16 protein-coding genes are annotated in these 24,635 nt (G+C 65.2%); 11 read left to right on the top strand and 5 right to left on the bottom strand.

Going from position 1 to position 24,635, the window contains the following annotated elements:
• The first annotated feature begins 6 nt into the window (after positions 1-6).
• On the top strand, positions 7-2,664 hold the full coding sequence (gene pepN / locus H8F01_RS10745; RefSeq protein WP_187059008.1) for an aminopeptidase N: 2,658 nt from the start codon (positions 7-9) through the stop codon (positions 2,662-2,664).
• A gap of 168 nt (positions 2,665-2,832) precedes the next feature.
• Here pepN and H8F01_RS10740 read toward each other — a convergent pair whose 3' ends face one another.
• The gene (locus H8F01_RS10740; protein WP_238481217.1) at positions 2,833-3,006 is read right to left on the bottom strand and encodes a hypothetical protein; all 174 of its coding nucleotides are present in this window, start codon (positions 3,004-3,006) and stop codon (positions 2,833-2,835) included.
• 573 nt (positions 3,007-3,579) lie between these two features.
• Between H8F01_RS10740 and mnmG the strand changes: the two genes are divergently transcribed.
• The 6 genes from mnmG to H8F01_RS10710 all read left to right on the top strand — a co-directional run bounded on the left by mnmG (position 3,580) and on the right by H8F01_RS10710 (position 12,261).
• Entirely contained in the window at positions 3,580-5,457 is a 1,878-nt protein-coding gene (gene mnmG / locus H8F01_RS10735; protein WP_187059006.1) for a tRNA uridine-5-carboxymethylaminomethyl(34) synthesis enzyme MnmG, read from the top strand.
• 77 nt (positions 5,458-5,534) lie between these two features.
• The gene (locus tag H8F01_RS10730) at positions 5,535-6,323 is read left to right on the top strand and encodes an RDD family protein (RefSeq protein WP_187059005.1); all 789 of its coding nucleotides are present in this window, start codon (positions 5,535-5,537) and stop codon (positions 6,321-6,323) included.
• 234 nt (positions 6,324-6,557) lie between these two features.
• Positions 6,558-7,307 carry a winged helix-turn-helix domain-containing protein gene (locus H8F01_RS10725; protein ID WP_187059004.1) on the top strand — a complete coding sequence of 250 codons (750 nt, stop codon included), beginning with the start codon at positions 6,558-6,560 and terminating at the stop codon, positions 7,305-7,307.
• Between the two features lie 89 nt (positions 7,308-7,396).
• The gene (locus H8F01_RS10720; RefSeq protein WP_187059003.1) at positions 7,397-9,745 is read left to right on the top strand and encodes a Tex family protein; all 2,349 of its coding nucleotides are present in this window, start codon (positions 7,397-7,399) and stop codon (positions 9,743-9,745) included.
• A 212-nt stretch (positions 9,746-9,957) separates the two neighbouring features.
• Complete coding sequence (locus H8F01_RS10715; protein WP_187059002.1) at positions 9,958-11,985, top strand: autotransporter outer membrane beta-barrel domain-containing protein; 2,028 nt, start codon at positions 9,958-9,960, stop codon at positions 11,983-11,985.
• Positions 11,986-12,081: 96 nt separating this feature from the next.
• Positions 12,082-12,261 (top strand): hypothetical protein, encoded by a 180-nt coding sequence (locus H8F01_RS10710; protein ID WP_187059001.1) that lies wholly within the window; start codon positions 12,082-12,084, stop codon positions 12,259-12,261.
• A gap of 540 nt (positions 12,262-12,801) precedes the next feature.
• Here H8F01_RS10710 and H8F01_RS10705 read toward each other — a convergent pair.
• Together H8F01_RS10705 and H8F01_RS10700 are read right to left on the bottom strand one after the other, a co-directional pair.
• Positions 12,802-13,647 carry a DUF1481 domain-containing protein gene (locus H8F01_RS10705; RefSeq protein WP_187059000.1) on the bottom strand — a complete coding sequence of 282 codons (846 nt, stop codon included), beginning with the start codon at positions 13,645-13,647 and terminating at the stop codon, positions 12,802-12,804.
• Positions 13,648-13,868: 221 nt separating this feature from the next.
• Positions 13,869-16,754, bottom strand: a complete 2,886-nt coding sequence (locus H8F01_RS10700; RefSeq protein WP_187058999.1) for a TonB-dependent receptor plug domain-containing protein — start codon at positions 16,752-16,754, stop codon at positions 13,869-13,871.
• Positions 16,755-17,080: 326 nt separating this feature from the next.
• Between H8F01_RS10700 and H8F01_RS10695 the strand changes: the two genes are divergently transcribed.
• Complete coding sequence (locus tag H8F01_RS10695; RefSeq protein ID WP_187058998.1) at positions 17,081-17,650, top strand: helix-turn-helix domain-containing protein; 570 nt, start codon at positions 17,081-17,083, stop codon at positions 17,648-17,650.
• Between the two features lie 75 nt (positions 17,651-17,725).
• Here H8F01_RS10695 and glyS read toward each other — a convergent pair whose 3' ends face one another.
• Together glyS and glyQ are read right to left on the bottom strand one after the other, a co-directional pair.
• On the bottom strand, positions 17,726-19,876 hold the full coding sequence (gene glyS / locus H8F01_RS10690) for a glycine--tRNA ligase subunit beta (RefSeq protein WP_187058997.1): 2,151 nt from the start codon (positions 19,874-19,876) through the stop codon (positions 17,726-17,728).
• Entirely contained in the window at positions 19,873-20,784 is a 912-nt protein-coding gene (gene glyQ, locus H8F01_RS10685; RefSeq protein WP_187058996.1) for a glycine--tRNA ligase subunit alpha, read from the bottom strand. Before glyQ ends, glyS begins: the two co-directional genes overlap by 4 nt.
• Before the next feature lie 95 nt (positions 20,785-20,879).
• Here glyQ and tfpB point away from each other — a divergent pair, with 95 nt between their 5' ends.
• The 3 genes from tfpB to H8F01_RS10670 all read left to right on the top strand — a co-directional run bounded on the left by tfpB (position 20,880) and on the right by H8F01_RS10670 (position 24,632).
• Complete coding sequence (tfpB, locus tag H8F01_RS10680) at positions 20,880-22,688, top strand: type IV pilus assembly ATPase TfpB (RefSeq protein WP_187058995.1); 1,809 nt, start codon at positions 20,880-20,882, stop codon at positions 22,686-22,688.
• 38 nt (positions 22,689-22,726) lie between these two features.
• Positions 22,727-23,449 (top strand): glutamine amidotransferase, encoded by a 723-nt coding sequence (locus H8F01_RS10675; protein ID WP_187058994.1) that lies wholly within the window; start codon positions 22,727-22,729, stop codon positions 23,447-23,449.
• Between the two features lie 61 nt (positions 23,450-23,510).
• Positions 23,511-24,632: an RMD1 family protein gene (locus tag H8F01_RS10670; RefSeq protein ID WP_238481216.1), complete on the top strand. Its 1,122-nt coding sequence runs from the start codon at positions 23,511-23,513 to the stop codon at positions 24,630-24,632.
• Positions 24,633-24,635: the final 3 nt, after the last annotated feature.

Here is a 24,635-nt window from a genome sequence, read left to right as displayed (position 1 = left end):
CGGACCATGACCCTTCGCAACGACACCTCTTCCCCCCTGATCCGGCTCAGCGACTACCGTCCGCCGGCCTGGCGCGTGACGACGATCGAGCTGGCTTTCGATCTGGGCATCGACAGCACCGAGGTCACCTCGCGCCTGCAGCTGCAGCGCGACCCGGCACAACGGTTGCCGCTGCGCCTGGATGGCGAGGGGCTGGAGCTGCTCTCGATCACGCTGGACGGCCAGCCGTTGGCCGAGGGTGCCTGGCGCTATGCGGACAACGTGCTGGAAGTGGACGGCGTGCGCGACGACAGCGTGCTGGAGACGCGTGTGCGCGTGCTGCCGGCGGCGAATACCGCGCTGGAAGGCCTGTACCTGTCCGGTTCACGCGAGGCCGGCTTCCTGCTGACGCAGTGCGAGGCCGAAGGCTTCCGCCACATCACCTTTTTCCCGGACCGTCCGGACGTGCTGGCCAGCTATACGGTGACGCTGCGCGCCGATCGCGAGCGCTTCCCGGTGCTGCTGGCCGGTGGCAATCCGGATGGCAGCGGCGAGCTGGAGGGTGGGCGTCACTGGGCGCGTTTTGTCGATCCTCATCCCAAGCCGGGTTATCTGTTCGCGCTGGTGGCAGGACGGCTGCAGAAGATCGAGCACGATTACATCACCGGCAGCGGCCGCAAGGTGGCGCTGGTGATCTGGGCCGAGCCCGACGCGATCGGTCAATGCGGCTACGCCATGGACGCGCTGGAACGCTCCATGCGCTGGGATGAGCAAACCTACGGCCGCGAGTACGACCTGGACGTGTTCCATGTCGTCGCCACCCACGACTTCAACATGGGCGCGATGGAGAACAAGGGCCTCAACATCTTCAACGCGAAGTATCTGCTGGCCGATCCGGATTCGAGCACCGACGACGAGTACCGCGCGGTGGAAGCCGTGGTGGCACACGAGTACTTCCACAACTGGAGCGGCAACCGCGTGACGTGCCGCGACTGGTTCCAGCTGTCCCTGAAGGAAGGCCTTACCGTATTCCGTGAGCAGCAGTTCTCGGCGGACATGAACTCTGCATCGCTCAAGCGCATCGAGGACGTGGCCCTGCTGCGCCGCGCGCAGTTCCCGGAAGATGCCGGCCCGCTGGCGCACCCGGTGCGTCCGGCTCAGTACGCCGAGATCAACAACTTCTACACCGCCACCGTTTACGAGAAGGGCTCGGAGCTCGTGCGCATGGTGGCGGGACGGCTGGGTCGCGAAGGCTTCCGTCGCGGCATGGACTTGTACTTCTCGCGCAACGACGGACACGCGGCCACGCTGGAAGATTTTCTTGGCGCGCTGGGTGAAGCCAACGGCATCAACCTGATGCCGTACCTGGCCTGGTATGCACAGGCAGGCACGCCGCGACTGAGCGCGCGCGGTCAGTACAACGCGGCGCAGCGCAGCTACACGCTCACGTTGTCGCAGTACACGGCGGCCACGCCCAACCAGCCGGGCAAGCAGGCACTGCCGATTCCGGTGAAGCTGGCCCTGTTCGACCGCGACGGCCACATGCTGCCGCTGCACCTGGTGGGCGACGATGCCGAGGCATCCGGCGCGACCGAGCGCGTGGTGGTGCTGGATGCCGCGGAACAGACATTCGTTTTCCAGCAGGTACCGTCCGCACCGGTGCCGTCGCTGCTGCGCGGGTTCTCCGCACCGGTGATCCTGGAATGCGATTATTCGCCCGATGAACTGGCCTTGCTGCTGCGACACGACGTCGACGGCTTCAATCGCTGGGAAGCCGGCCAGCAACTGGCGGCGCGCGCCTTTGACAATCTGCGTGACGGCAATGCCACCCAGGCACTCGATGCGTGGTGCGGCGCGCTGGCCGCCCTGTTCGGCGAAACCGGCATCGACGATGCGCTGCTGGCCGACCTGCTCACGCCGCCTGGCGAGATCGAACTGGCCGAACGCGAACGCATGGTGGACCCTTCGCACGTGCACGCACTGCGCCTGAAGCTGCAGGAGCATCTGGCGCTGCGCATCGGCCGTGAAGCGCTGCAGCAACGCTACGAAGCACTGGCCGCGCATACCAACCGGGAACTGGATGCGGTGAGCCAGGCGCGTCGCCGGCTCAAGCGACGCGTGCTGGACCTGATCGCGGCCATCGATCCGTGGGGCGCGCACGTACTGGCCACGCTGCAGTACGACAACGCGCCCAGCATGACCGACCGGCTTGCCGCGCTGTCCGTGCTGGTGCGCGGAAACGCACCGCAGGCACCTGCCGCGCTGCTGCATTTCCGCGAGCGCTATGCCGACAACCCGCTGGCGATGGACAAATGGTTCTCGGTGCAGACGCAGCTGCCCGGCGATGTCGTGCTTGAGCGCGTGCAGTTGCTGGCGCAGGATGCCGCGTTCACGCTGAAGAACCCTAACCGCGTCAACGCACTGTTCGGCGCATGGGCGCGCGGCAATCCCGATGGTTTCCATCGCGTGGATGGCAGCGGCTACCGCCTGCTTGGCCAATGCCTGCAGCAACTCGATGCGATCAATCCGCAAATCGCTGCGCGACTGGCCACGGCATTCAATGGCTGGCAGCGACTGGAACCCACCCGCCACGCCGCTGCGCTCGCGGTGATCGATTGGCTGGTTGCGCAGCCGAATTTGTCGCGCAACCTCGGCGAGATCGTGCGCAGCATGCGGCACGGCTGAGGCAAACACGCCTAAAGAAACGCCCGAGTGCGGCCCGTCCTTGGACGGGGCACCCGGGCGTAATGTGTTTCAGCGAGAGGATGACGCCTTGATGAGGCCGTACTTTCCAAAACACAGGTGCACGATCTTCCGTACACCCGCTCACGCCCGTCGCCGTGGCGGCGACGCTTAAACCACCAGACGCGCCAGTTCGTCGCGCAGTCGATCCATTCGCGAGAGCAGTCGCGGGCGCAAGGCCTGGCGTTCGTTCTCGCTGCGTTCGTCCAGATAATCGATGGCCATCTCGACCCGGCCCAGCTCGATCAACAGATCGTGGTGCGGAAAAACCGGCTGCAAATCCATGCTCAGTTCCATGACCCTCACCCCAAAAGCTATCGCCTCTTTTCGGCATGGAGGGCAATGCAACGGGCATGCCACCGATGTGATGATCATCACATTCAGAATGGCGCTGGATCACAGAATGACGCTGTACGTCACGAGGTGCCAAGTCACGGCACAAACGGGCGTTTTAGTCACTCCACGTTCACGCTGCAGGCGTGAATATCCACGTCAACGCGCAGCCACAACGCTGCAGCCAGTGATCCATTTTCGGTTTCTGGCGCCCGGCAACACGGTCATCCTGGATTCCCCCTGTTCCTGAGACCGCCGGGCGCCAGATCTTATCCAGAGCGCTTGAAAGCTGTTCAAGGCTCAGAAAAGGCGAAGGCGCCCCGAGGGGCGCCTTCTTGCTTCCTCTCCCCGGCACGCGATCGAACCCCTGTCGTTCGATCTCGGCGCGCAACTAAGCGCAGCTTCTGCCCGTGGAAAGTGCACTCAGGTTAAAGCAGGAAGCGTGCCAACGGCAGGGGCGCCGTAACGGCGGTACCATATGCGTCCAGTTAGGTCCAAACCTGCGCGTCAGGGTCAATTTCTTCCATGTTTCATCCAGTTAACTACGACGTCATCGTGGTCGGCGGCGGCCATGCCGGCACCGAGGCTGCGCTCGCCGCGGCCCGTACGGGTGCGCGCACGCTGCTGCTGAGCCACAACATCGAGACGATTGGCCAGATGAGCTGCAACCCGGCCATCGGCGGCATCGGCAAGGGCCATCTGGTCAAGGAAATCGACGCCCTGGGCGGCGCCATGGCGCATGCGGCGGATCTCGCCGGCATCCAGTGGCGCACCCTGAACGCCTCCAAGGGCCCGGCGGTGCGTGCCACGCGCTGCCAGGCCGACCGCTCGCTCTATAAGGCAGCCATCCGTCGCATGGTGGAAACCCAGCCGAACCTGGAGCTGTTCCAGCAGGCGGTGGACGACCTGATCCTGGAAGGCGGCCGCGTGACCGGCGTGGTGACGCAGATGGGCCTGTCCTTCCGCGCCCGGGCAGTGGTACTGACCGCCGGCACCTTCCTGGCCGGCAAGATCCATATCGGCCCGGCCCAGTACGCCGGCGGCCGCGCGGGCGACCCGCCCGCCAGCACGCTCGCCCAGAAGCTGCGCGAACTGCCGGTGGCGGCCGATCGCCTGAAAACCGGCACGCCTCCGCGCATCGACCTGCGCAGCATTGATTTCACCGGCCTGGAAGAACAGCCTGGCGACGATCCGGCGCCGGTGTTCTCCTACCTGGGCTCGCGCAGCGAGCATCCGCGCCAGGTGAGCTGCTGGATCACCCATACCAGCGAGCACACGCACGAGCTGATCCGCAGCTCGCTGGACCGCTCGCCCTTGTACAGCGGCCAGATCGAAGGCGTGGGCCCGCGCTACTGTCCGTCCATCGAGGACAAGGTGGTGCGCTTCGCCGAGAAGAACTCGCACCAGATCTTCATCGAGCCGGAAGGTCTGGATACGTTCGAGGTTTATCCGAACGGCATTTCCACTTCCCTGCCCTACGACGTGCAGCTGGCGCTGGTGCATTCAATCAAGGGCTTTGAGAAAGCGCACATCACGCGCCCGGGCTACGCCATCGAGTACGACTATTTCGATCCGCGCGGCCTGCATCCGTGGCTGGAAACGAAGACCATCCCGGGCCTGTACTTCGCCGGGCAGATCAACGGCACCACCGGCTACGAAGAAGCCGGCGCACAGGGCCTGGTCGCCGGCCTCAACGCTGCGCTGGCAGTGAAGGGCGAATCGCCGTGGTATCCACGTCGCGACGAAGCCTACATCGGCGTGCTGATCGATGACCTCACCAGCAACGGCACCATCGAGCCCTACCGCATGTTCACTTCGCGCGCGGAATATCGCCTGTATCTGCGCGAAGACAATGCGGACCTGCGCCTGACCGAAACCGGCCATCGCCTGGGCGTGGTGCCGCAGGCGCGCTACGACGCGCTGCGCACCAAGCGCGATGCCGTGGCGCTGGAAACGCAGCGCCTGGGCACCATCTGGGCCGCGCCGGCGAATGCGCTGGGTGCCTCCATCGCGCAGCAGCTCGGCATCACACTGAGTCGCGAGACGAATGCGCTGGACCTGCTTCGTCGCCCCGAACTCGATTACGCCACCCTGACGGCGGTGGAAGGCATCGGACCGGCCGTGGACAACGTCGACGTGGCTGCCCAGGTGGAAGTGCAGACCAAGTACGCCGGCTACCTCGAGCGCCAGCGCGAGGAGATCGAGCGCCAGCGTCGCCACGAGCTGACAGCCATTCCCACCAGCTTCGACTACGACAAGGTGCGCGGCCTTTCGGCCGAAGTGTTGCTCAAGCTCAAGCGCACGTTGCCGGAAACCATCGGCCAGGCGGCCCGCATCAGCGGTGTCACGCCGGCGGCGATTTCGCTGCTGCTGGTGCACCTGAAGCGCCGCGACGCCGCCTGACCCAGGCCTCGCGCAACACCAAGGAAACTCGCCCGCATGGCATCATGCGGGCCTGACGATTGATCTCGGAGTACACCATGGAAGTCTGGATCGGTAGGGACGGCGAACGGCACGGCCCGTACAAGGAAGTGGATGTACGCCAATGGCTGCGCAGCGGCCAGGTCAGTCCTGACGATCTCGGCTGGTACGAAGGCATGGCGGACTGGGCGCCGCTCTCCACCATGTTCCCCGACGAACGTTCCGCCGAGCCGCCTGCATTCTCTGCGGCGCCGCCGGTGCCTCCGAGCGTCGATGTGCCGGACGCAACCAACGGTAGCGCCGTGGCTGCACTGGACGACTACGCCGGCTTCTGGAAGCGCGTGGCGGCCTACATCATCGATGCGTTCGTGCTGTGGATTCCGAACACGATACTGAGCAGCATGCTGGGCGCGACCAAGGCCGCTGAAGCCTACATGCAGGCGAAGCTTGCCGCGGGCGAGGATCCGCAACTCGCGCTGGCGGCCATGGATGCCTACCTCCACGCGCTATGGCCCGCGCTTATCGCGCAGACGCTGGTGTCGTGGCTGTATTTCGCACTGTGCGAGAGTTCTGCATGGCAGGGCACCGTGGGCAAGCTCGCATTGGGCATCCGCGTGACCGACATGGACGGCAAGCGCATCAACTTCATGCGCGCCACCGGTCGCTACTTCGCCAAGATCGTCAGCGCCTTCACGCTGTGCATCGGTTTCCTGATGGTGGCGTGGACGCGGCGCAAGCAAGGTCTTCACGACCTGATGGCGCAGACGCTGGTGCTCAACGGTCGCGCCAAGGACGTTGCATCGCGCACGCCGCGCACGGGCCACGACAACGGTTCGTTCAACGCGTGAGTTTCATCGATGCATCACTCCGATGCATCGACGGTGAGATCCGCCGCCAGCAGGCGGCGACACTGACGTCACCCGCACACCGCGTTCACGCATGCGTTGCATCTCGTCGACATGCACGGTGCGTGCAGCGCTTTTCAGCGCAAAAAACCCTCAAATTATGACCTATGGCGGATGCTCGCAGGCGCGCAAGAAGCGCATGCTTGTCGAACAGGGGGCCGCGAACCAGACAAGGTCATGGCCCAGTCCCATCCCGACTGCGGCTGGATCTACCACTGCGACGACATCCTCGTCGAACCGCGTGCCCATCGCCTCGAGCGTGCAGGCGAGACGGTTTCCGTCGAACCCAAGGCTTACGCGGTACTGGTAGTCCTGCTGCAACAAGCTGGTGAGGTCGTTGGCAAGGATGCGTTGCTTGATGCCGCATGGGGGCACAGGCACGTCACTCCCGGTGTGCTCACTCGTGTGATCTCGCAACTGCGGCACGCGTTGGGAGATAACGTCTCGCAGCCGCGGTACATCGCCACGGTGCACAGCCTGGGCTATCGCTTCATTGGTGATGTACACCGCTCGCCTTCGGCGACGGCACCCGCCAACGAGCCGTTGCCCGACATCGCCAGCAACGACGATCTCGCCCCGGCTCCGCCTCTGCCGATGCTGCCGCCGGCACCATCCAGCGAGCCACCGCGGCGCTGGGTGGCCGCGGCCATCACTCTGGCAGTGATCGTTGCGGTGCTGGCCGCCGTGAGCCTTTGGCACACACCCAACGGGCACACCTCCGAGCAGCATGTGACGCCCCAGCCAGCGCTGGCCGTGATGCCGGTGGCCCACGAGCAGGACTTGCGCCCGATTTATCTGCACCGCCATGCGCGCACGCACCGGCTCGCCACCGGCATGCCGGGCGATCACGACGATGCCCCCGCCGGACCGCGCGCGGCCGGCTACCTGACGCTTCGCCCTGAACAGGCCCCCGTCGCGCGCGCGTAGACGCGCGCACCGACTTGCTATGATCGACGGCCCGATGGGTCCACGGCGATCCGTCGTCTTGTCGAAAGCTCAGGAATCGTTTCAGCCTCATGCTCAGCATCGAACAACGTATTGCCCAGGACATCGCCGCCAAGCCCGAACAGGTCCGCTCCGCGGTGGACCTTCTCGACGGCGGCGCCACCGTGCCGTTCATCGCGCGCTACCGCAAGGAAGTCACCGGCGGTCTCGACGACACGCAGCTGCGCCTGCTGGAAGAACGCCTGCGCTACCTGCGCGAGCTGGAAGAGCGCCGCAGCGCGATCCTCGCCAGCATCGACGAGCAGGGCAAGATGACCGATGCGCTGAAGGGCGACATCCTCTCCGCCGACACCAAGGCGCGCCTGGAAGACTTGTACCTGCCGTACAAGCCCAAGCGTCGCACCAAGGCGCAGATTGCGCGTGAAGCCGGCCTGGAGCCGCTGGCCACCAGCCTGCGCGACGATCCCACACAGTCGCCGGAAGCCCTGGCCGAATCCTTTGTCGATGCCGAGAAGGGCGTGGCCGATGTGCGCGCCGCACTTGACGGCGCCCGCGCAATCCTGATGGAAAGCATCGCCGAAAATGCCGGCCTGCTCGGCGAGCTGCGCGATTGGCTATGGGACAAGGGCCAGATTCGCGCCAAAGTGGTCGAGGGCAAGGAGAACGAAGGCGCGAAGTTCCGCGACTACTTCGACCATGTGGAACCCATCGGCAAGATCCCGTCGCATCGCCTGCTCGCGCTGATGCGCGCACGCAACGAAGGCGTGATCGAGCTGGATCTGGCGCCTGCGCTGGACATGGAACAGGGCCACATCGAAGGCGAGGGCCGCGTGGCCGCGCATGCGGGCATCGTCGATCGCGGCCGCGCCGCCGACGCATGGCTGCGCGAAACCGTGCGCCTGACCTGGCGCGTGAAGCTGCACCTGCATCTCACGCTGGATCTGTTCGGCCGCGTGCGCGAAGGCGCCGAGGACGAGGCGATCCGCGTATTCGGCGACAACCTCAAGGACCTCATGCTCGCCGCGCCTGCCGGTGCCAAGAGCGTGATGGGCCTGGACCCGGGCATCCGCACCGGCGTGAAGGTGGCCGTGGTCGACGCCACCGGCAAGCTGCTCGCCACCGACACGGTTTATCCGCATGAGCCGCGCCGCCAGTGGAACGAATCGCTGGCTGCGCTGGCACGCCTGTGCCAGAAGCACGGCGTGGACCTGATCGCGATCGGCAACGGCACCGCGTCGCGCGAAACCGACAAGCTGGCCGGCGAGCTGATCAAGGGCCTGGCCAAGTCGCATCCGGACCACAAGCTCTCCAAGATCGTGGTGAGCGAAGCGGGCGCGTCGGTGTACTCGGCGTCGGAAACGGCGGCCAAGGAATTTCCGGATCTGGACGTGAGCCTGCGCGGCGCGGTGTCCATCGCGCGCCGCCTGCAGGATCCGCTCGCCGAGCTGGTGAAGATCGAGCCCAAGGCGATCGGCGTGGGCCAGTACCAGCACGACGTGAACCAGGTGAAGCTGGCGCGCGCGCTGGATGCGAAGGTCGAAGACTGCGTGAACGCCGTGGGCGTGGACGTGAACACGGCTTCCGCCGCACTGCTCACGCGCGTGGCAGGTCTTTCCGCCAGCGTGGCCGAAAACGTGGTGAAGCACCGCGATGCCAATGGTCCGTTCGCCAATCGCAAGGCACTGCTGAAGGTGCCGCGCCTGGGTGACAAGGCATTCGAGCAGTGCGCGGGCTTCTTGCGCGTGCCCAACGGCGACAATCCGCTCGACATGAGCGCGGTGCATCCGGAAGCCTATCCGGTGGTCGAGCGCATCATTGCCCAGTGCGGTCGCGAGGTGCGTTCCATCATCGGCGACATCAGCTTTCTGCGCGGCCTCAAGGCCGAGCAGTACACCGACGAGACCTTCGGTGTGCCGACCGTGCGCGACATCCTCAAGGAGCTGGAGAAGCCCGGCCGCGATCCGCGTCCGGAGTTCACCGCACCGAGCTTTGCCGAAGGCGTGGAAGACGTGAAGGACCTGCGCCCCGGCATGGTGCTGGAAGGCCGCGTGACCAACGTGGCGGCCTTCGGTGCGTTCGTGGATATCGGCGTGCACCAGGACGGCCTGGTGCACGTCTCGGCGCTCTCGCACACCTTCGTGAAGGATCCGCGCGACGCGGTGAAGGCGGGCGATATCGTCAAGGTGAAGGTGATGGAGGTCGACCTGCCGCGCCAGCGCATCGGCCTGTCCATGCGCCTGGATGACGAACCGGGCCAGCAGCAGGCCCGCGGTGCGCGACCGGCCGCCGGCGGCAACGATGCCCGTGGCGGCCAGCGGGACAACCGTGGCCCGCGTCCGGGTGGCGGTGCGCCCAAGCAGGCACCGGCACCGTCCAATAGCGCGTTTGCCGACGCCTTCTCCAAGGCGCTGAAGCGCTAAGCCAGCGCCTTACCAGTGGGAGCGCACCCTGTGCGCGACCGCCCTGCCCGGATCACCCGGCAGGCCGGTCGCGCACAGGGTGCGCTCCCACCATTCATTGGGGTGCCCCATAAGCATTTTCCTGTGCAGCGCAGCATGCGCTGACGTATGGGCATGCATTACCGTAACGTTGTGATAACAAAGACCCGCCCGGTTCAAGGAGTGTTACCGACATGTTCCGTACCCGCACCATCGCAGGCGCCATCGCCGCCGCACTGCTGATCAGCTCCCCGGCGTTCGCCGCCAGCTCCAAGTTCGACAGCGTCGTCGTGTTCGGCGACAGCCTCAGCGATGCCGGCAACATCTCCCTGGCCACCAACCCGGCCATCCAGCCGCCGTGGGAATTCACCACCAACCCGGGCGCGGTGACCGTGCAGAACGTGGCCAAGTACTACGGCTACAACCTGTCCGCCTCGCTGGCGGGCGGCACCGACTACGCCTGGGGCGGCGCCGGTGTGCTCACCAATTCGCCGGGTACGCCGTCGGCCGTGCCGACCATCACCACCCAGGTGAATGCCTACCTCGCCGGCGGCAGGTTCGACAGCAAGGCGCTTTACTCCATGTGGGGTGGTGCCAATGACATCTTCTACGCCGCTACTGCGGCGGGCGCGGGCGCCACAGCCCAGCAGCTGATCCAGCAGAACGTGGCCAGCACGGTGGCCCAGCTCTCGGCGTCGGGCCTGTATACCCCGGCCCAGATCGCCGCGATGACCCCGGCCATCACCCAGCAGGTGACGGCGCAGGTGAGCCAGGCTGTGCTGGCGGCGGCCGGCGTGTCCGGCTTCATGACGGCCGACCAGGCGGCTGCATCCATCGTTGCCGCCGCCCAGCAGGAAGTGAAGCTGGTCGGCCAGCTGCAGGCGGCAGGCGTCAAGAACATTCTGGTGTTCAACCTGCCCAACATCGGCCTGACCCCCTCGGCCACCGAGCAGGGCGCCACCGCTGCGGCCGCACTGACCAGCCTGAGCCTGGCATTCAACGGCACGCTCAATGCCGGCCTGGGCACGCTCGGCAAGGGCATCATCCCGGTCGACACCTACAGCCTGCTCAATGAAGCCATCGCCAATCCGGGCGCCTTTGGCTTCACCAACGTCACGAACGAAGCCTGCGGCGTGGGCTCCAGCTCGGTGCAGTGCGGCCCCGCAGGCTCGGGCGCGCCTTACACCTACGCGGCTGGCACCAACCAGACCTACCTGTTCGCCGATGGCGTGCACCCGACCACCGCGGCTGACGTGATGCTGGGCCAGTACGTGGTCTCTATCCTCAACGCACCGGGCTACGCCTCGCTGCTCGCCGAAGCCCCGCTGGCTTCGATCCAGGCCCAGAACCGCGCCGTGCGCAACCAGATGCTGGCCGACGGCCAGGGTAGCGACACGCGCGTGTGGGCAAACGTGGACTACGGCGACCAGCGCTTCGACAGCAGCGCCAGCTCGCCGCGCACCACCAGCGACAACGTCAACCTGACCTTCGGTGCCGACGTGCGCTTCAACGAGAGCTGGTCGGGCGGCGTGGCCATGAACGTGGGCCAGCACAACGCCGACTTCTCCGGCGGCGGCGGCTACAAGCTGCAGGACGTGTCGGGCCTGGGTTACCTGATGTGGCACCAGGGAGGCGGCTACGTTGGCGGCTACGTCGACTTCGGCCAGGACAACTTCTCGGACATCGAGCGCAAGATCCAGCTCGGCAGCTTGCTGCGCACCGAGAACGCCAAGGCGGACGGCAACCACGTGGGCGGCGGCATCACCGGCGGTTACTGGTTCGACATGAGCGCCCTGCGCACCGGCCCGTTCGCCACGGTCGAGTGGCAGAGCATCAAGGTCAACAGCTACAGCGAAAGCAGCAGCGACAGCACCGCCATGTGGTTCGGCAGCCAGCAGCGCGACGCGCAGATCTCCACCCTCGGCTGGCGCCTGGAAGGTCACTGGCAGGCCGGCAACACCATGCTGTCGCCGTACGCCGAACTGGCCTGGAACTACGACAGCAAGGCCGATGCCCGCGAAGTCACCGCCGGCCTCAACGGCATGCAGGGCTCCTTCGCCCTCACCGGCTTCTCGCCTGACAAGAGCTGGGGCACCGGTGACGTGGGCGTGAGCGCCCAGTTCACCCAGGCCCTGAGCGGCTGGTTCGGCTACAGCGGCCGCTTCGGCGACAGCAGCCAGAAGTACAACAGCCTCAACCTGGGCATGAAGTACGCCTTCTAAGGGTTGCGCTGGTTTCGCAGAAAAGCCGTCCGCGCAAGCGGGCGGCTTTTTTGTTGGGTGACATTCCTTGGACCCGCTCGCCAATCACGCCACGCGATGCGCGATACAACGGCCAGTGCCGTCGGCTCCGCACTCCGCACTCCGCACTCCGCACTCCGCACTCCGCGCTTCGGCTTCGGCTTCGGCTTCGGCTTCGGCTTTGGCTTTGGCTTTGGCTTTGGCTTTGGCTTTGGCTTTGGCTTTGGCTTCGGCTTTGGCTTCGGCTTTGGCTTTTGAAGCCCCCTAGAGCGTCGGTGAGGGGCGGACGATCAGGCCCGCAGGGGGATCGGCAAGGAGGCCGATCCCTTTTCGACAGGACATGGATGTCCTGTCGAAAAGCCCGGCCGCCCCTCACGAACCGGCCGGCTTTATCGGCCGGCGATGCGACGGGGGTGCCCTTTCTTTGGGTTACTTTTCTTTGGGCAAGCAAAGAAAAGTGACCCGGCCTCCGGCAGGAGGTCGAAACGCCCGCCGCGCAGGCGGCCAGGTCGCGGGGACGCTTGAGGCCGAAAGCAAAGTCACCGGATGACCCGCCCTTCGGCGGTTGAAGAGCGCCTCCTGCCCTTGCCCCCTTTTCGGGGTTCGCAGGAAGGACGGTGAGGGAGGGCGGAAGTTGAGGCTAGATTGGCCCCTCACCCCAACCCTCTCCCCGACGGGGAGAGGGAGCAGGCCGTCGCCAAGCCTGGCGTTTGGACGTCCATACGCCCAAATCACAGGCAAGAAAAAAGCCGCCCACTTTCATGGACGGCTTTCTCGGAACCTTGAAACCGCGAGGGCTTACTTGCCCTTGCCGCCCGTTGCCAGGTTCAGGATGCTCTGTGCCTGCTTCTGCAGGCTGGCTGCTTCGTCATCGGCCAGCGGCGAGCTCTTGCCGCCCTGCTCGTTGGTCTTCAGCACCAGGTTGCCATCCGCCGTCCAGGCAGCGCGCTCGGTCGAGGACGCCTTGCCTTCACGGCTGGCCTTCTTCTGCTGCACGACCACCCACGGCTTGCCGTCCTTGTAGGCGTAATCGGTGCTGGTGAAGCCCTTGTCGCCGTAGTCGACGTCTTCGCGGATGAACTTCACTTCACCGGCTTCGCGGAACACCTGCCAGCCGCGGGAGACCTTGTCTTCCAGCTTGGTGCCGTTGCTGATCTTCATGCCGCCGATCTGCTTCTGCACGGAGGTGAAGGCAGCCAGCTCCTTCTCGCCCGGGGTCTGTTCCGGGAACAGCTGCACGGTCAGGCCGGTGGAGGGCTTGCCGTTGAGCACGGGGGTCTGCAGGTGCGGCTTATAGGCGCGATCACCATCGGTCAGCGTCGCCTGCAGCACGTACATGCCCTGCGGATTGACGTCGCTGGCGTTGAACGGGAGCTCGAAGGAGACCGGCAGGGTGTTGGCCGGCTCGACGGTCTTGGTCGCCAGCGGCTTGCTGTCCGCCTGGCTCACGTCGATCAGGGTGAGGTCCAGCTTGGCCGTAGCGGACACGCTGCTGCCCTCGGGCAGGGTGACCTGACCGGTGACCTGGTTGGCCGCAGCCGGTGCCTGGGCGGCGTTGCCACCCTCGGGCGACTGGGAAGAATTGCCACAGCCGGCGAGAGCCAGAGCAGCGACTGACATCAGCGACCAAACAAGACGGCGCATGGGAAACCTCTATCGATTGTCAGGGCTAGCGCGAGAACCAACAGGCGCCCAACACGCCTCGACTCTACACGGGGGAAGTTATCAGCATAGCCCAAAGGTAAGGCCTTGTAAAAGTTGGCTCCATGCGCTTGCGTATGCCGCAGCGAATAGCCGCCTAAACGGCCCGTGAACAAAAAGGGCGGCCCAGGAGGGCCGCCCTTCGCGTTTTGCAGCGGTGTTGCTTAGAAGCGCTGCGAGTACTTCAGGTAGTAGAAGCGGCCGATGTCGAAGCCGCCGTAGTACACGAAGGAGCTGTTCGGCTTCGAGTACATGATGGGGCCCTGCTTGTCGAACACGTTGTTGGCGCCCACCGAGATGATGCCCTTCCACGGCAGCGTCCAGCGGAACTGCACGTCGTTGAACGTGGTGGAACCGGTGTGACGCTGCGCCTGCGCGCCGTTGAACGGATCGATGTGGTTCGGATCGTTGCACTCATCGGCCCACGAGCAGCGCTCGGTCATGCCGGAGTAGTAACGCATCGTCCAGGTCATGCCGAACAGGCCGCGCGTGAAGTCCAGCGACAGGTTCGAGCGCGTGCGGAAGTTGCCACCGTAGCCGGTGAGCGGCTGCACGATGGTCGACGGGTTGTCGTCAGCCTTGACGTTCAGGTAGTCGACGTAGGTCGTATTCCAGCGCGCGGCGAACTGGCCGATCGAGGCCACGGTGAAGCGGTAGTTCACGCCGAAGTCGTAACCGGCGGTCTTCTGCCAGCCCTTGTTGGTCAGGCCGTAGTTCATGTTGGTGATCACACCGGTGGCCGGATCACGCGTGAAGTTGGCGCAGCGCGAAGCAATGCCACCCACATAGCAGTCGTCCAGGATGTCCTGCACGGCGTCCGACGCAATCACGTTCTTGATGTCGATCTTGTACCAGTCGAGCGAGACGTCGAAGCCTTCCAGGTAGTGCGGGCTGTAGATCAGGCCCAGCGTACGGGTGGTGGCGGTTTCAGGCGTCAGGTTCGGGTTGGAGCCCGTGATGAACTGGTAGTTGGTCTGGCAGGGATAGGTCTTGCAGGGCACCAGTGCCTGGCCGAGCTGCTGGTAGTTCGCCGCCACAGCCGGCTGGCCACCGAAGCCGCCGGTACAACGGGCAGCCACGGCCGGGTTGCCGTGCGAGGCGCCATGACCGGCATCGCAAGGATCGGTGTACGACTCGAAGCTGCTGCCGATGCCGCCGTAGAGGTCGGAGATGGTCGGCGCGCGGAAGCCCTGCGCCCAGCTGCCGCGGACGAGCAGGTCGTCGATCGGCTTCCACTTCAGGCTGGCCTTGCTGTTGGTGGTGTTGCCGAAGTTGTCGTAATCGGAGTAGCGCGTGGCCACGTCGATCGACAGCTCGCGCGCCATCGTCATGTCCTTCAGCAGCGGCACGTCAAACTCAAGGTAAGCCTCGTTCACCGAGTACTTGCCCTTGGTGGTGGTGGCCGCCAGGCCGGAGCTCAGGCCCGCCTGGTTGAAGGCGTCCGGCACGAAACGGCCGTCTTCCTGGCGATGCTCCACACCGGCGGCAATGCCGATTTCACCGGCCGGCAGGCCCGGCACCGTACCCGCGATGTTGGCGGTGTAGTCGACGGTCGTGGTCTTGCCGGTGTCATGGAATTCGGGGAACAGGAACGACTGCAGGTCCGGATCGGACAGCGAGCCGGCGCCGGCCTGGCCGTACGGCAGCAGCGGGTTCCACGGCACGCAGGTGCCGCTGGTCGGGTTGGCGGCGGTACCGCAGTGCACCTTGCCATCCGAGCCCATGTACGACGGGCCCAACGCCTTGGCAGCGTTGACCAGGTTGAAGTCACCGTGTCCGGTCTTGAGCATATTGTTGCGATTGGTCATCGCGCCAACGTCCCAGTTCCAGGTGTGACCGCCAACCTCGAAGTAGCCCTCAAAACCGGCCGTCCAGCGATAGGTTTCCAGGTCACTGGTGGTGGTGCGCGGAACTTCCCAGCCGCGACGGGCGAACTGCAGGTCCGTGCCCAGCGGGTTGAAATAGCTCTGACCGGAGAGCGGGGTCTTCGGATTCCAGTTGGCCGACTGGTACGGATAACCGGCGATCTGCTGGAACGTCGAGCGCTTGTTGTAGAGGAAGTCCGTCTTGAAGGCGATGTTCTCTTCAAGGTTGTACTTGCCGGCCACGAACAGCGAGGTGCGCTCGGTGCCGGTCTGCAGCGTCATCTCCTGGTTCGCGTTTGCATAGCGATCCGAGGTGAGCGGCTGGTAGTTGGCGATGTTGCGCGGGTCGGTGCCCGGCGTGAGCGTACAGGTGGCCTTGGCGCCGCCCGGGCCGCAGGGGCCGCTGAACGAACCGTTCTGGGTGACGGCGCTCCAGCTGGCGGTCTGGTGATACGGGCCCGAGGGATACGCGCTGAAATCGCGGTCCTTCGCCCAGACCGGATCGTCCTTCTGGTACTGCGCGCTGGCCATGATCGAACCGCGGTCATTGGCGGTACCGATGGTGAAGTCGTAGCTCTGGTTCTTGCCGTCGCCCTGGTCGTACTCGCCCACATAGGCGTTGGCTTCGGCGCCGGTGAAGTTGCTGCGGGTGATCACGTTGACCACGCCGGCGATGGCGTCCGAACCGTAGATGGACGAACCGCCGTCCTTCAGCACTTCGATGCGGTCGATCACGGACACCGGGATCTGGCCAAGGTCCTGCAGGCCGGAGGTGTTGGCGCCCAGGCGCTTGCCGTTGATCAGGATCAGGGTGCGGTTGGCACCGAGGTTGCGCAGGTCGACGTAGTAGCCACCCACGTCTTCACCCGAGGACAGCGCGTTGGCGCGGCTGATCGGCGGGGTGCCCACTTCGGTGAGGTTCTGCAGGATGTCGGCAACCGAGGTGAAACCCTGGTTTTCGATCTGCTTGCGGTCGATGGTGACCACCGGCTGGGCGGTTTCCACATCCACGCGCGGGATACGCGAGCCGGTCACGGTGACGGCCTCGAGCTTCTTGGCGTCGTTCTGGCTGGCCGAGGACGCGTCCTGGGCAAAAGCCGGCGACATCGCCGCGAAGGTACCTACGGCCAACGCCAGACGCACGGCGACCGTAAGTTTGTTGTCAACTTTCTTGCGGTACTGCATGTTTTTCTCCCCAGTAAAAACGCCGGCCCCCGCCGACGCAAAAAAACCGCCTTGCCTTGCAAGTGGCAGGTTCCAAAGGCGTTGCACCCCGGAACTTGCTGTCTGCCAGCTGAACAAGCCGGCGGATTCGTGATTACCAATTCGCAACCGTTGCGTTCTTGGTCTCGGTAGAAGTTGCTGTTCGAGGGCTACGACTACCAAGAACTTACGACCTTATGGGAAGATTCTTACGAGTGTCAACGTTTTCATAACGCTTGCTTCACGCTGACATTCGGTTTTTCGGGCCACGCTCCCACTCACAAGTCGCCATCCGCCAGGGAAATGCGATGAACATGCAGAAAATTTCGACCAACGAGACCGCTTCTACCTTTGCCGATCGCATCAAGGTGCTGATCCAGCGGGTGGGCAGCGTCACCGAGATCGCACGTATGTGCGGGTTCTCCGAAGGCGTCGTGCGCAGCTGGCGCGATGGCAACACCGACCCCTCGCGTGCGCGTTGCGTCACGCTGGCCAAGACCCTGGGCATTTCGCTGGTGTGGCTGGTGGCGGGCGAAGGCCAGATCCAGGTCACCGACGCCATGGCCTCGGGCGAAGATCTGCCGAACGCGGAAGCCTCGGCCAACCGTCATCGCTCCAAGCTGCGCACCGCGGCGGATACCTTGCATGCCAGCGGCATGGCGATGGATCCGAACCGCCTGAACACGGCGCTGCGCATCCTGCAGTCGGAACTCGACCTGGCCGAGAGCCGCCTGACCCTGGCCGACAACGCCGACATGCTGGCGGACCTGTACGAAATCCTGGGTCCGGGCGGCACCGACGTGGACGCCACGGCCATGGTCTCGTTCAACCAGCGCCTGCACGAACGCGTGAAGCGCGGCCGCCAGGTCGTGGCCTGAGTCGCCTGATCGGATAACCGGCATAAAAAAACGGCAGCCAACTGGCTGCCGTTTTTTGTTGGGCGATGGCCTGCCTTAGAGGCGGGCGATATCGGCAATGGCGCCGAACTGAGCCTTCAGCTGTCCCAGCAGGGCCAGGCGGTTGGCGCGCACGGCAGGGTTTTCGGCATTCACCAGCACGCCGTCGAAGAAGGCATCGACCGGTGCCTGCAGCTGTGCGAGGCGCGTCAGCACCGCCGCATAATCGCCGGCCTGCAGCGGCGCCTGCGTATCGGCGCGTGCCGCATCCAGCGCGGCGTGCAGGGCACGTTCCGCATCGGCCTCGAAGTGGGTCGGATCCACCGTGGTACCCAGCGGGGCCGCACCTTCCTCTTCGGCCTGCTTGCGCAGGATGTTGGCCACGCGCTTGTTGGCGGCGGCCAGGCTGAGGGCTTCCGGACGACGGCCGAACTCGCTCACCGCGCGCAGACGACGGTCGAAATCGACCAGGCTGTCCGGCGACACGGCCAGCACGGCTTCGAACTGCTCGGTGCCAAAGCCCTTTTCGGCGTAGTAGCCGCGCAGGCGATCCAGCACGAAATCGACCAGTTCGTCGGCCAGCGCGGCGCGACGCTTACCGGCATCCAGCACCGGCGCCTTGCCGTCCTTGCCCGGCTTGAGGCCGGCAGCAAGCGCGGCTTCCGGCAGCAGTTCCAGCGCTTCGACGAAGCTGCCACGCAGGTCCAGCTCCAGGCCACCTTCGACCAGCGTGCGGGCCAGGCCGAGGGCGGCGCGACGCAGCGCGAACGGATCCTTGTTGCCGCTGGGCTTCATGCCGACGGCAAAGATGCCGGCCAACGTGTCGAAGCGGTCGGCCACGGCAAGCACCTGGCCCACCGGGCCAGCAGCGATCGCATCACCGGCAAAGCGCGGCTGGTAGTAGCTGTCCAGCGCGTCGGCCACGTCCTTCGCTTCGCCATGGTGCGAGGCGTAGTAACGGCCCATCACGCCCTGCAGTTCCGGGAACTCGCCGACCATGCGGGTGAGCAGGTCGCACTTGCTGAGTGCGGCCGCGCGCGTGGCGGCGCCGGCGTCCACACCGACGCGACCGGCGATGATGCGCGCCAGCTCGGCCGCACGCACCGTCTTGTCCCACAGGCTGCCCAGCGCCTGCTGGTAGGTGACGTTCTTCAGCTGGTCCTGGTAACCGGCCAGCGGCGTCTTGAGGTCTTCGTCCCAGAAGAACTTGGCGTCGGCGAAACGCGGACGGATCACGCGCTCGTAGCCCTTGCGGATCTCCGAGGGCTGCTTGCTCTCGATGTTGGCAATGCCGATGAAGTGCTCGGTGAGTTTGCCTTCGGCGTCGAACACCGGCACGAATTTCTGGTTGGTCTCCATGGTGGTGACCAGCGCTTCCGGCGGCACCGCGAGGAACTCGCGTTCGAACGTGCAGGCAATGGCCACCGGCCATTCGGTGAGGTTGGCGATTTCATCCAGCAGCGCGTCATCCAGCTGCGGCACGCCGCCGGTTTCCTTGGCGGCGCGGGCCACTTCGTCACGGATCTTCTGGCGACGTTCGGCCGGGTCGGCCAGCACCTTGGCGGCGCGCATGGAGTCGAGCCAGATATCGGCGTCGGACACGTGCACCGGCTGCGTGTGCATGAAGCGATGACCGCGCGACTTGCGGCCGCTGGTCAGGCCAAGCACGGAGCCGTCGATGATGTCCGAACCATGCAGGATCACCAGCCAGTGGGCCGGGCGCACGAAGGTGTAATCGTGATCACCCCAGCGCATCGGCTTGGGAATCGGCAGGCCCTTGAGCGCTTCGTCGATGATCTCCGGCAGCAGCGCGGCCACCGGCTGACCCGGCTTCACGGCGCGGAACACGAACCACGACCCCTTGTCGGTTTCGAGCTTTTCCAGCTGCTCCACCGTCACGCCACAGGACTGCGCAAAGCCTTGCAGGGCCTTGCCCGGCTGGCCATTCGCGTCCAGCGCGGCATTCACCGCGGGGCCGCGACGCTCCACACTCTGCTCCGGCTGGTTCACTGCCACCGACGGGATATGGACGGCCAAACGACGCGGCGAGGCGTACTGCTTCGCTTCATCCAGGGCGGCATCGACGCCGCGCTTGGCCAGTCCGTCGCAGATGCCACGCAGGAACGCAGCGGCCAGTTCGTCCAGCGCCTTGGGCGGCAGTTCTTCGGTGCCCAGCTCGATCAACAGCGGCTTGGTGGCGGCGCTCATGCGGCCTGCTCCTTCACGTTCTTCTTCAGGCCCGGAAAACCGAGCTTCTCGCGTTGCGCGACATAGGTTTCGGCCACCGCGCGGGCCAGCGTGCGCACGCGCAGGATGTAGCGCTGGCGTTCGGTCACGCTGATGGCGCGGCGCGCGTCGAGCAGGTTGAAGGTGTGGCTGGCCTTCATGACCTGTTCGTAAGCAGGCAGCGGCAGGTTGGCGGCGATCAGCTTGTTGGCTTCGCCTTCGCATACGTCGAACCAGCGCAGCAATTCGGGCACGTTGGCGTGCTCGAAGTTGTAGGTGCTCTGTTCCACTTCGTTCTGGTGGAAGACGTCGCCGTAGGTGACCTTGCCGTGCGGGCCTTCGGTCCACACCAGGTCGTAGACGTTGTCCACGTTCTGCAGGTACATGGCCAGGCGTTCCAGGCCATAGGTGATCTCACCGGTCACGGGACGGCATTCCAGGCCGCCGGCCTGCTGGAAGTAGGTGAACTGCGTCACCTCCATGCCGTTGAGCCAGACTTCCCAGCCCAGGCCCCAGGCGCCCAGCGTGGGCGATTCCCAGTTGTCCTCGACAAAGCGCAGGTCGTGCACCAGCGGGTCCAGGCCCAGTTCCTTCAGCGAACCGATGTACAGGTCCAGGATGTTGTCCGGGTTGGGCTTCATCACCACCTGGTACTGGTAGTAATGCTGCAGGCGGTTGGGGTTTTCGCCGTAGCGGCCGTCGGTGGGACGGCGCGAGGGCTGCACATAGGCCGCAGCCCACGGCTCGGGACCGAGCGAACGCAGGAAAGTGGCGGGGTGGAAGGTGCCGGCGCCAACCTCGGTATCGAGGGGCTGCAGCAAGACACAACCCTGGGCCGCCCAGTAGCGGTTGAGGGTCTGGATCACATCCTGGAAGGTGCGCGCGGACATGGCTTCCCGTGGGCTTGGATAAAGCGCGTTAGTATAGCCCGGACCGCTTTCTTCGCTGGATTCCGGCGAAGAAAGCCTACCGGAGAGATCACCGCATGGCCGCATCACCGCAATCCGTGTCCCTGCTCGGGCGGCACAACCGACTGGTGCTGGATGACATGCTGGCCACGCTGGTGGTCGACGGCTACCTGCTGGCCGAGGACGCCAAGCAGGTCCGCATGGGCTCGCGCAGCGGGCGCAGCACGGTGGAGCTGCACCCATTGGTGCTGGTGGCCAATGCCAAGCTGCCCAACCAGCGTGAACCCGGCCGGCCGCTGAGCCTGGAGGCGCTGACCGAGTGGCTGGCCCGCCATGCCCAGTTGCCGTACCTGAAGATCGACCCGATGAAGATCAACGTGGCCGCGGTGACCCAGGTGGTCAGCCGCGCCTACGCCGAGCGCCATCGCATCCTGCCGGTGGCGGTAGCGCCGGGCGAAGTGACCTTTGCCTCCTGCGAGCCCTTCGACAGCAGCTGGGCCGCGGATCTGTCGCACATGATCCGCCGCGATGTGAAGCGGGTGGTGTCCAACCCGATCGACATCAACCGGTACCTGGCCGAGTTCTATGGCGTGCAGCGTTCGATCCAGCTGGCGCAGGACGCCAAGGGCCAGGGCACGCCTTCGGGCATCCTCAATTTCGAGCAGTTGCTGGAACTGGGCAAGAGCGGCGAAGTCGGTGCGGACGACCGCCACGTCGTGCACATCGTGGACTGGCTGCTGCAGTACGCCTTCGAACAGCGCGCCTCGGACATCCACCTGGAGCCGCGTCGCGACGCGGGCCTGATGCGCTTTCGCATCGACGGCGTGATGCACAAGGTGTTCGAGCTGCCGCCGCCGGTGATGACGGCCGTTACCGCGCGCATCAAGATTCTTTCGCGCATGGACGTGGCCGAGAAGCGTCGCCCGCAGGATGGCCGCATCAAGACGCGTTCTTCTGCCGGGCGAGAGGTGGAACTGCGTATCTCCACCATGCCCACGGCGTTCGGCGAGAAGGTGGTGATGCGTATCTTCGATCCGGACATCGTCGCCAAGGATTTTTCGCAGCTGGGCTTCTCGGCCGACGAAGACACCATCTGGCGCACGATGGTGGAGCGCCCGCACGGCATCGTGCTGGTGACGGGCCCCACCGGTTCGGGCAAGACCACCACGCTTTACTCGACGCTGAAGCACCTGGCGACGCCCGAGCTCAACGTATGCACGGTGGAAGACCCGATCGAAATGGTCAGCCCCGAGTTCAACCAGATGCAGGTGCAGCCCGCCATCGACCTGGATTTCGCCATGGGCGTGCGCACGCTGCTGCGCCAGGATCCGGACATCATCATGGTGGGCGAAATCCGCGACCTGGAAACGGCGCAGATGGCCGTGCAGGCGTCGCTGACCGGCCATCTGGTGCTGTCCACGCTGCATACCAACGATGCACCCAGCGCCATCACCCGACTGCTCGATCTTGGCGTGCCGCATTACCTGATCCAGTCCACGCTGACCGGCGTGGTCGCGCAACGACTGGTACGCACGCTATGCCCGCACTGCAAGGAAGAAACCGATCAGGAGCCGCACGAATGGACGGCGCTGACGCACGGCTGGTCGGTGGCGGTGCCCGCCAAGGTATTCAGGCCGGTAGGCTGCCTTGAATGCCGCAATACCGGCTTCATGGGACGCACTGGCATCTATGAAATGCTGCCTCTTACGTCGCGCCTGCGCAGCCTGATCTCGGCGCAGCTGGACCTTGGCCATTTCGGTCACGCCGCGCTTGCCGAAGGTATGCAGCCGCTGCGCATTTCCGCGGCGGCGCAGGTGGCGCGCGGCGTCACCACGGTGAAGGAAGTGCTCACTGTTATTCCTCCGATTGAACATGGCGCCGTCTGACGGTGTCTGATTGTCCATCCCATCATTCATCGTCACGCATGAAGCCTGTCCTGATCATCCGCACCGGTCGCGCCCCCGATCCCATTCGCGCGCGGCATGGTGATTTTCCTCATTGGTTCCGTCTTGGTGCCCAGCTCTCGCCCGAGCGCATTCGCGTCGTTGACGTAGAAAGAGGCGAAACGCTTCCGTCGCCGAACGACGTGGCCGGCGCGCTGATCACCGGTTCCGCGGCCATGGTCACCGAGCGTGCACCGTGGAGCGAGCGCACTGCGGGATGGATCCGCGATGCGATGGATCTGGAATTGCCCATGTTCGGCGTGTGCTACGGCCATCAGCTGATGGCCCACGCCCTGGGTGGTCGCGTGGACTATCTGCCCGGTGGCCGTGAGATCGGCACGGTGACGCTGAACGTGCTCGATGCGGCCAAGGGCGACGCCGTGGCCGGCGCCTTGCCTGCCACGTTCCGTGCCCACGCCACGCACGAGCAGAGCGTGCTTGAGCTGCCCAAAGGCACCACGGTGCTGGTGAGCTCCGATCGCGACCCGAACCATCTGGTGCGTTACGGCAAGAATGCGATGAGTGCGCAGTTCCATCCTGAATTCAATGCCGACGTGATGCGCGCGTACATCCATCGCAAGCAGAACGACATGAAACGCGAAGGGTTCGATCCCCACCACGCCTTCCGGCAGGTGGCACCGACCCCGCTGGCGCGACGGCTGTTCCGGCAGTTCTCCCGCCATCACGGACTCGCCGCCGGCTGACACGGCTGTCACGGCGGCTGTCTAGAATCACCTCATGGGCATGAGGGCAAAGGCAGACACCATGGCGAGCCAACCGCATGTACACCGGGCATCGGTCATCGCGATGCGGCTGGTCGATATTGCCGATGCCATCGACCTGACCGCCGCGGAATCCCTGTGGGCACGACAGGCACGCACGGCCGCGGCGCGCAGCCGATTGATGACGGCATCACCGAAGGCGATGACGTTTGGCGTGCCGCCGGTGGAACTCACGCTGGGTCCCCTGGACGTGGAAATCGCCGGGCAGACCTTGCAGGCTACGGCGCTAGCCAGGCTGTACGAATTTGGCGTGGCGGCCTTTTCCATCAGCGTGCCGGCCAATGACCTGACGTGGATGGATTTCAGTGCCCGCGTGAATGCCGTGGATGCCGCACTTGGTATTGCCTCAGGCACGGACGTCTGGAACCGGATGGTGGTGCAGATCACCGGCATCATGCGTCCTGCGTTGCTGCGTCCCAGCCAGGCACCGTTGCATGAGGACTACCTGCTGGGGCTGGTGCACTCACTCGATGGCGTCACCAGCACGGCAACGCTGCACGATGATCTCGACCTGGTGCCCATGCTGGCCGGCGAATCGCGTCCACTGTCGGAACAGGCCCGGCAGGAACTCCTTCGGCAACGCTTTTCCTACTACACCGACGATCTTGCCGTGCTTACCTGGGATCGCGCATTCATCGTTGAGCCGCGCGACGACTCGGATGTGGTCGACGTGCTGGAAGTCGCCAATGCCCAGCTGCTTGAGCTGCGCTACTACGACGAACTGCTCGATGCCGAGCTGCCGCGCATGTACGACCTGGTGGAGGCAACACACCATGTCGCCAACCCGCTGGCGGCGCGACGCTACGCGGACCTCGCCCGCCATCTGTATACCTTGGTGGCCGAGGTCACCGAGATCACCGAGAAGGTGGACAACGCACTGCAGGTGACCGAAGACGTGTACCTGGCGCGCGTGTACGCCGCGGCGCTGGAGCTGTTTCGCGTGCCGCACGTCAGCAAGGCGGTGGATCGCAAACTGGCCATCATCCGGGACAGCTACGCGGCGCTCTACGAGGAAGCGTCAGGCAAGCGCGGCGAACTGCTGGAGCTGGCGATCATCGTACTGATCGTGCTGGAGATCGTGATCGCGATATTCCGCCACGTTTAGGCG

Source organism: Dyella telluris (assembly GCF_014297575.1).
Lineage (GTDB): Bacteria > Pseudomonadota > Gammaproteobacteria > Xanthomonadales > Rhodanobacteraceae > Dyella > Dyella telluris.
Note: the sequence above shows the minus strand (reverse complement) of the source record. Positions and strands in the feature narration are given on the sequence as shown.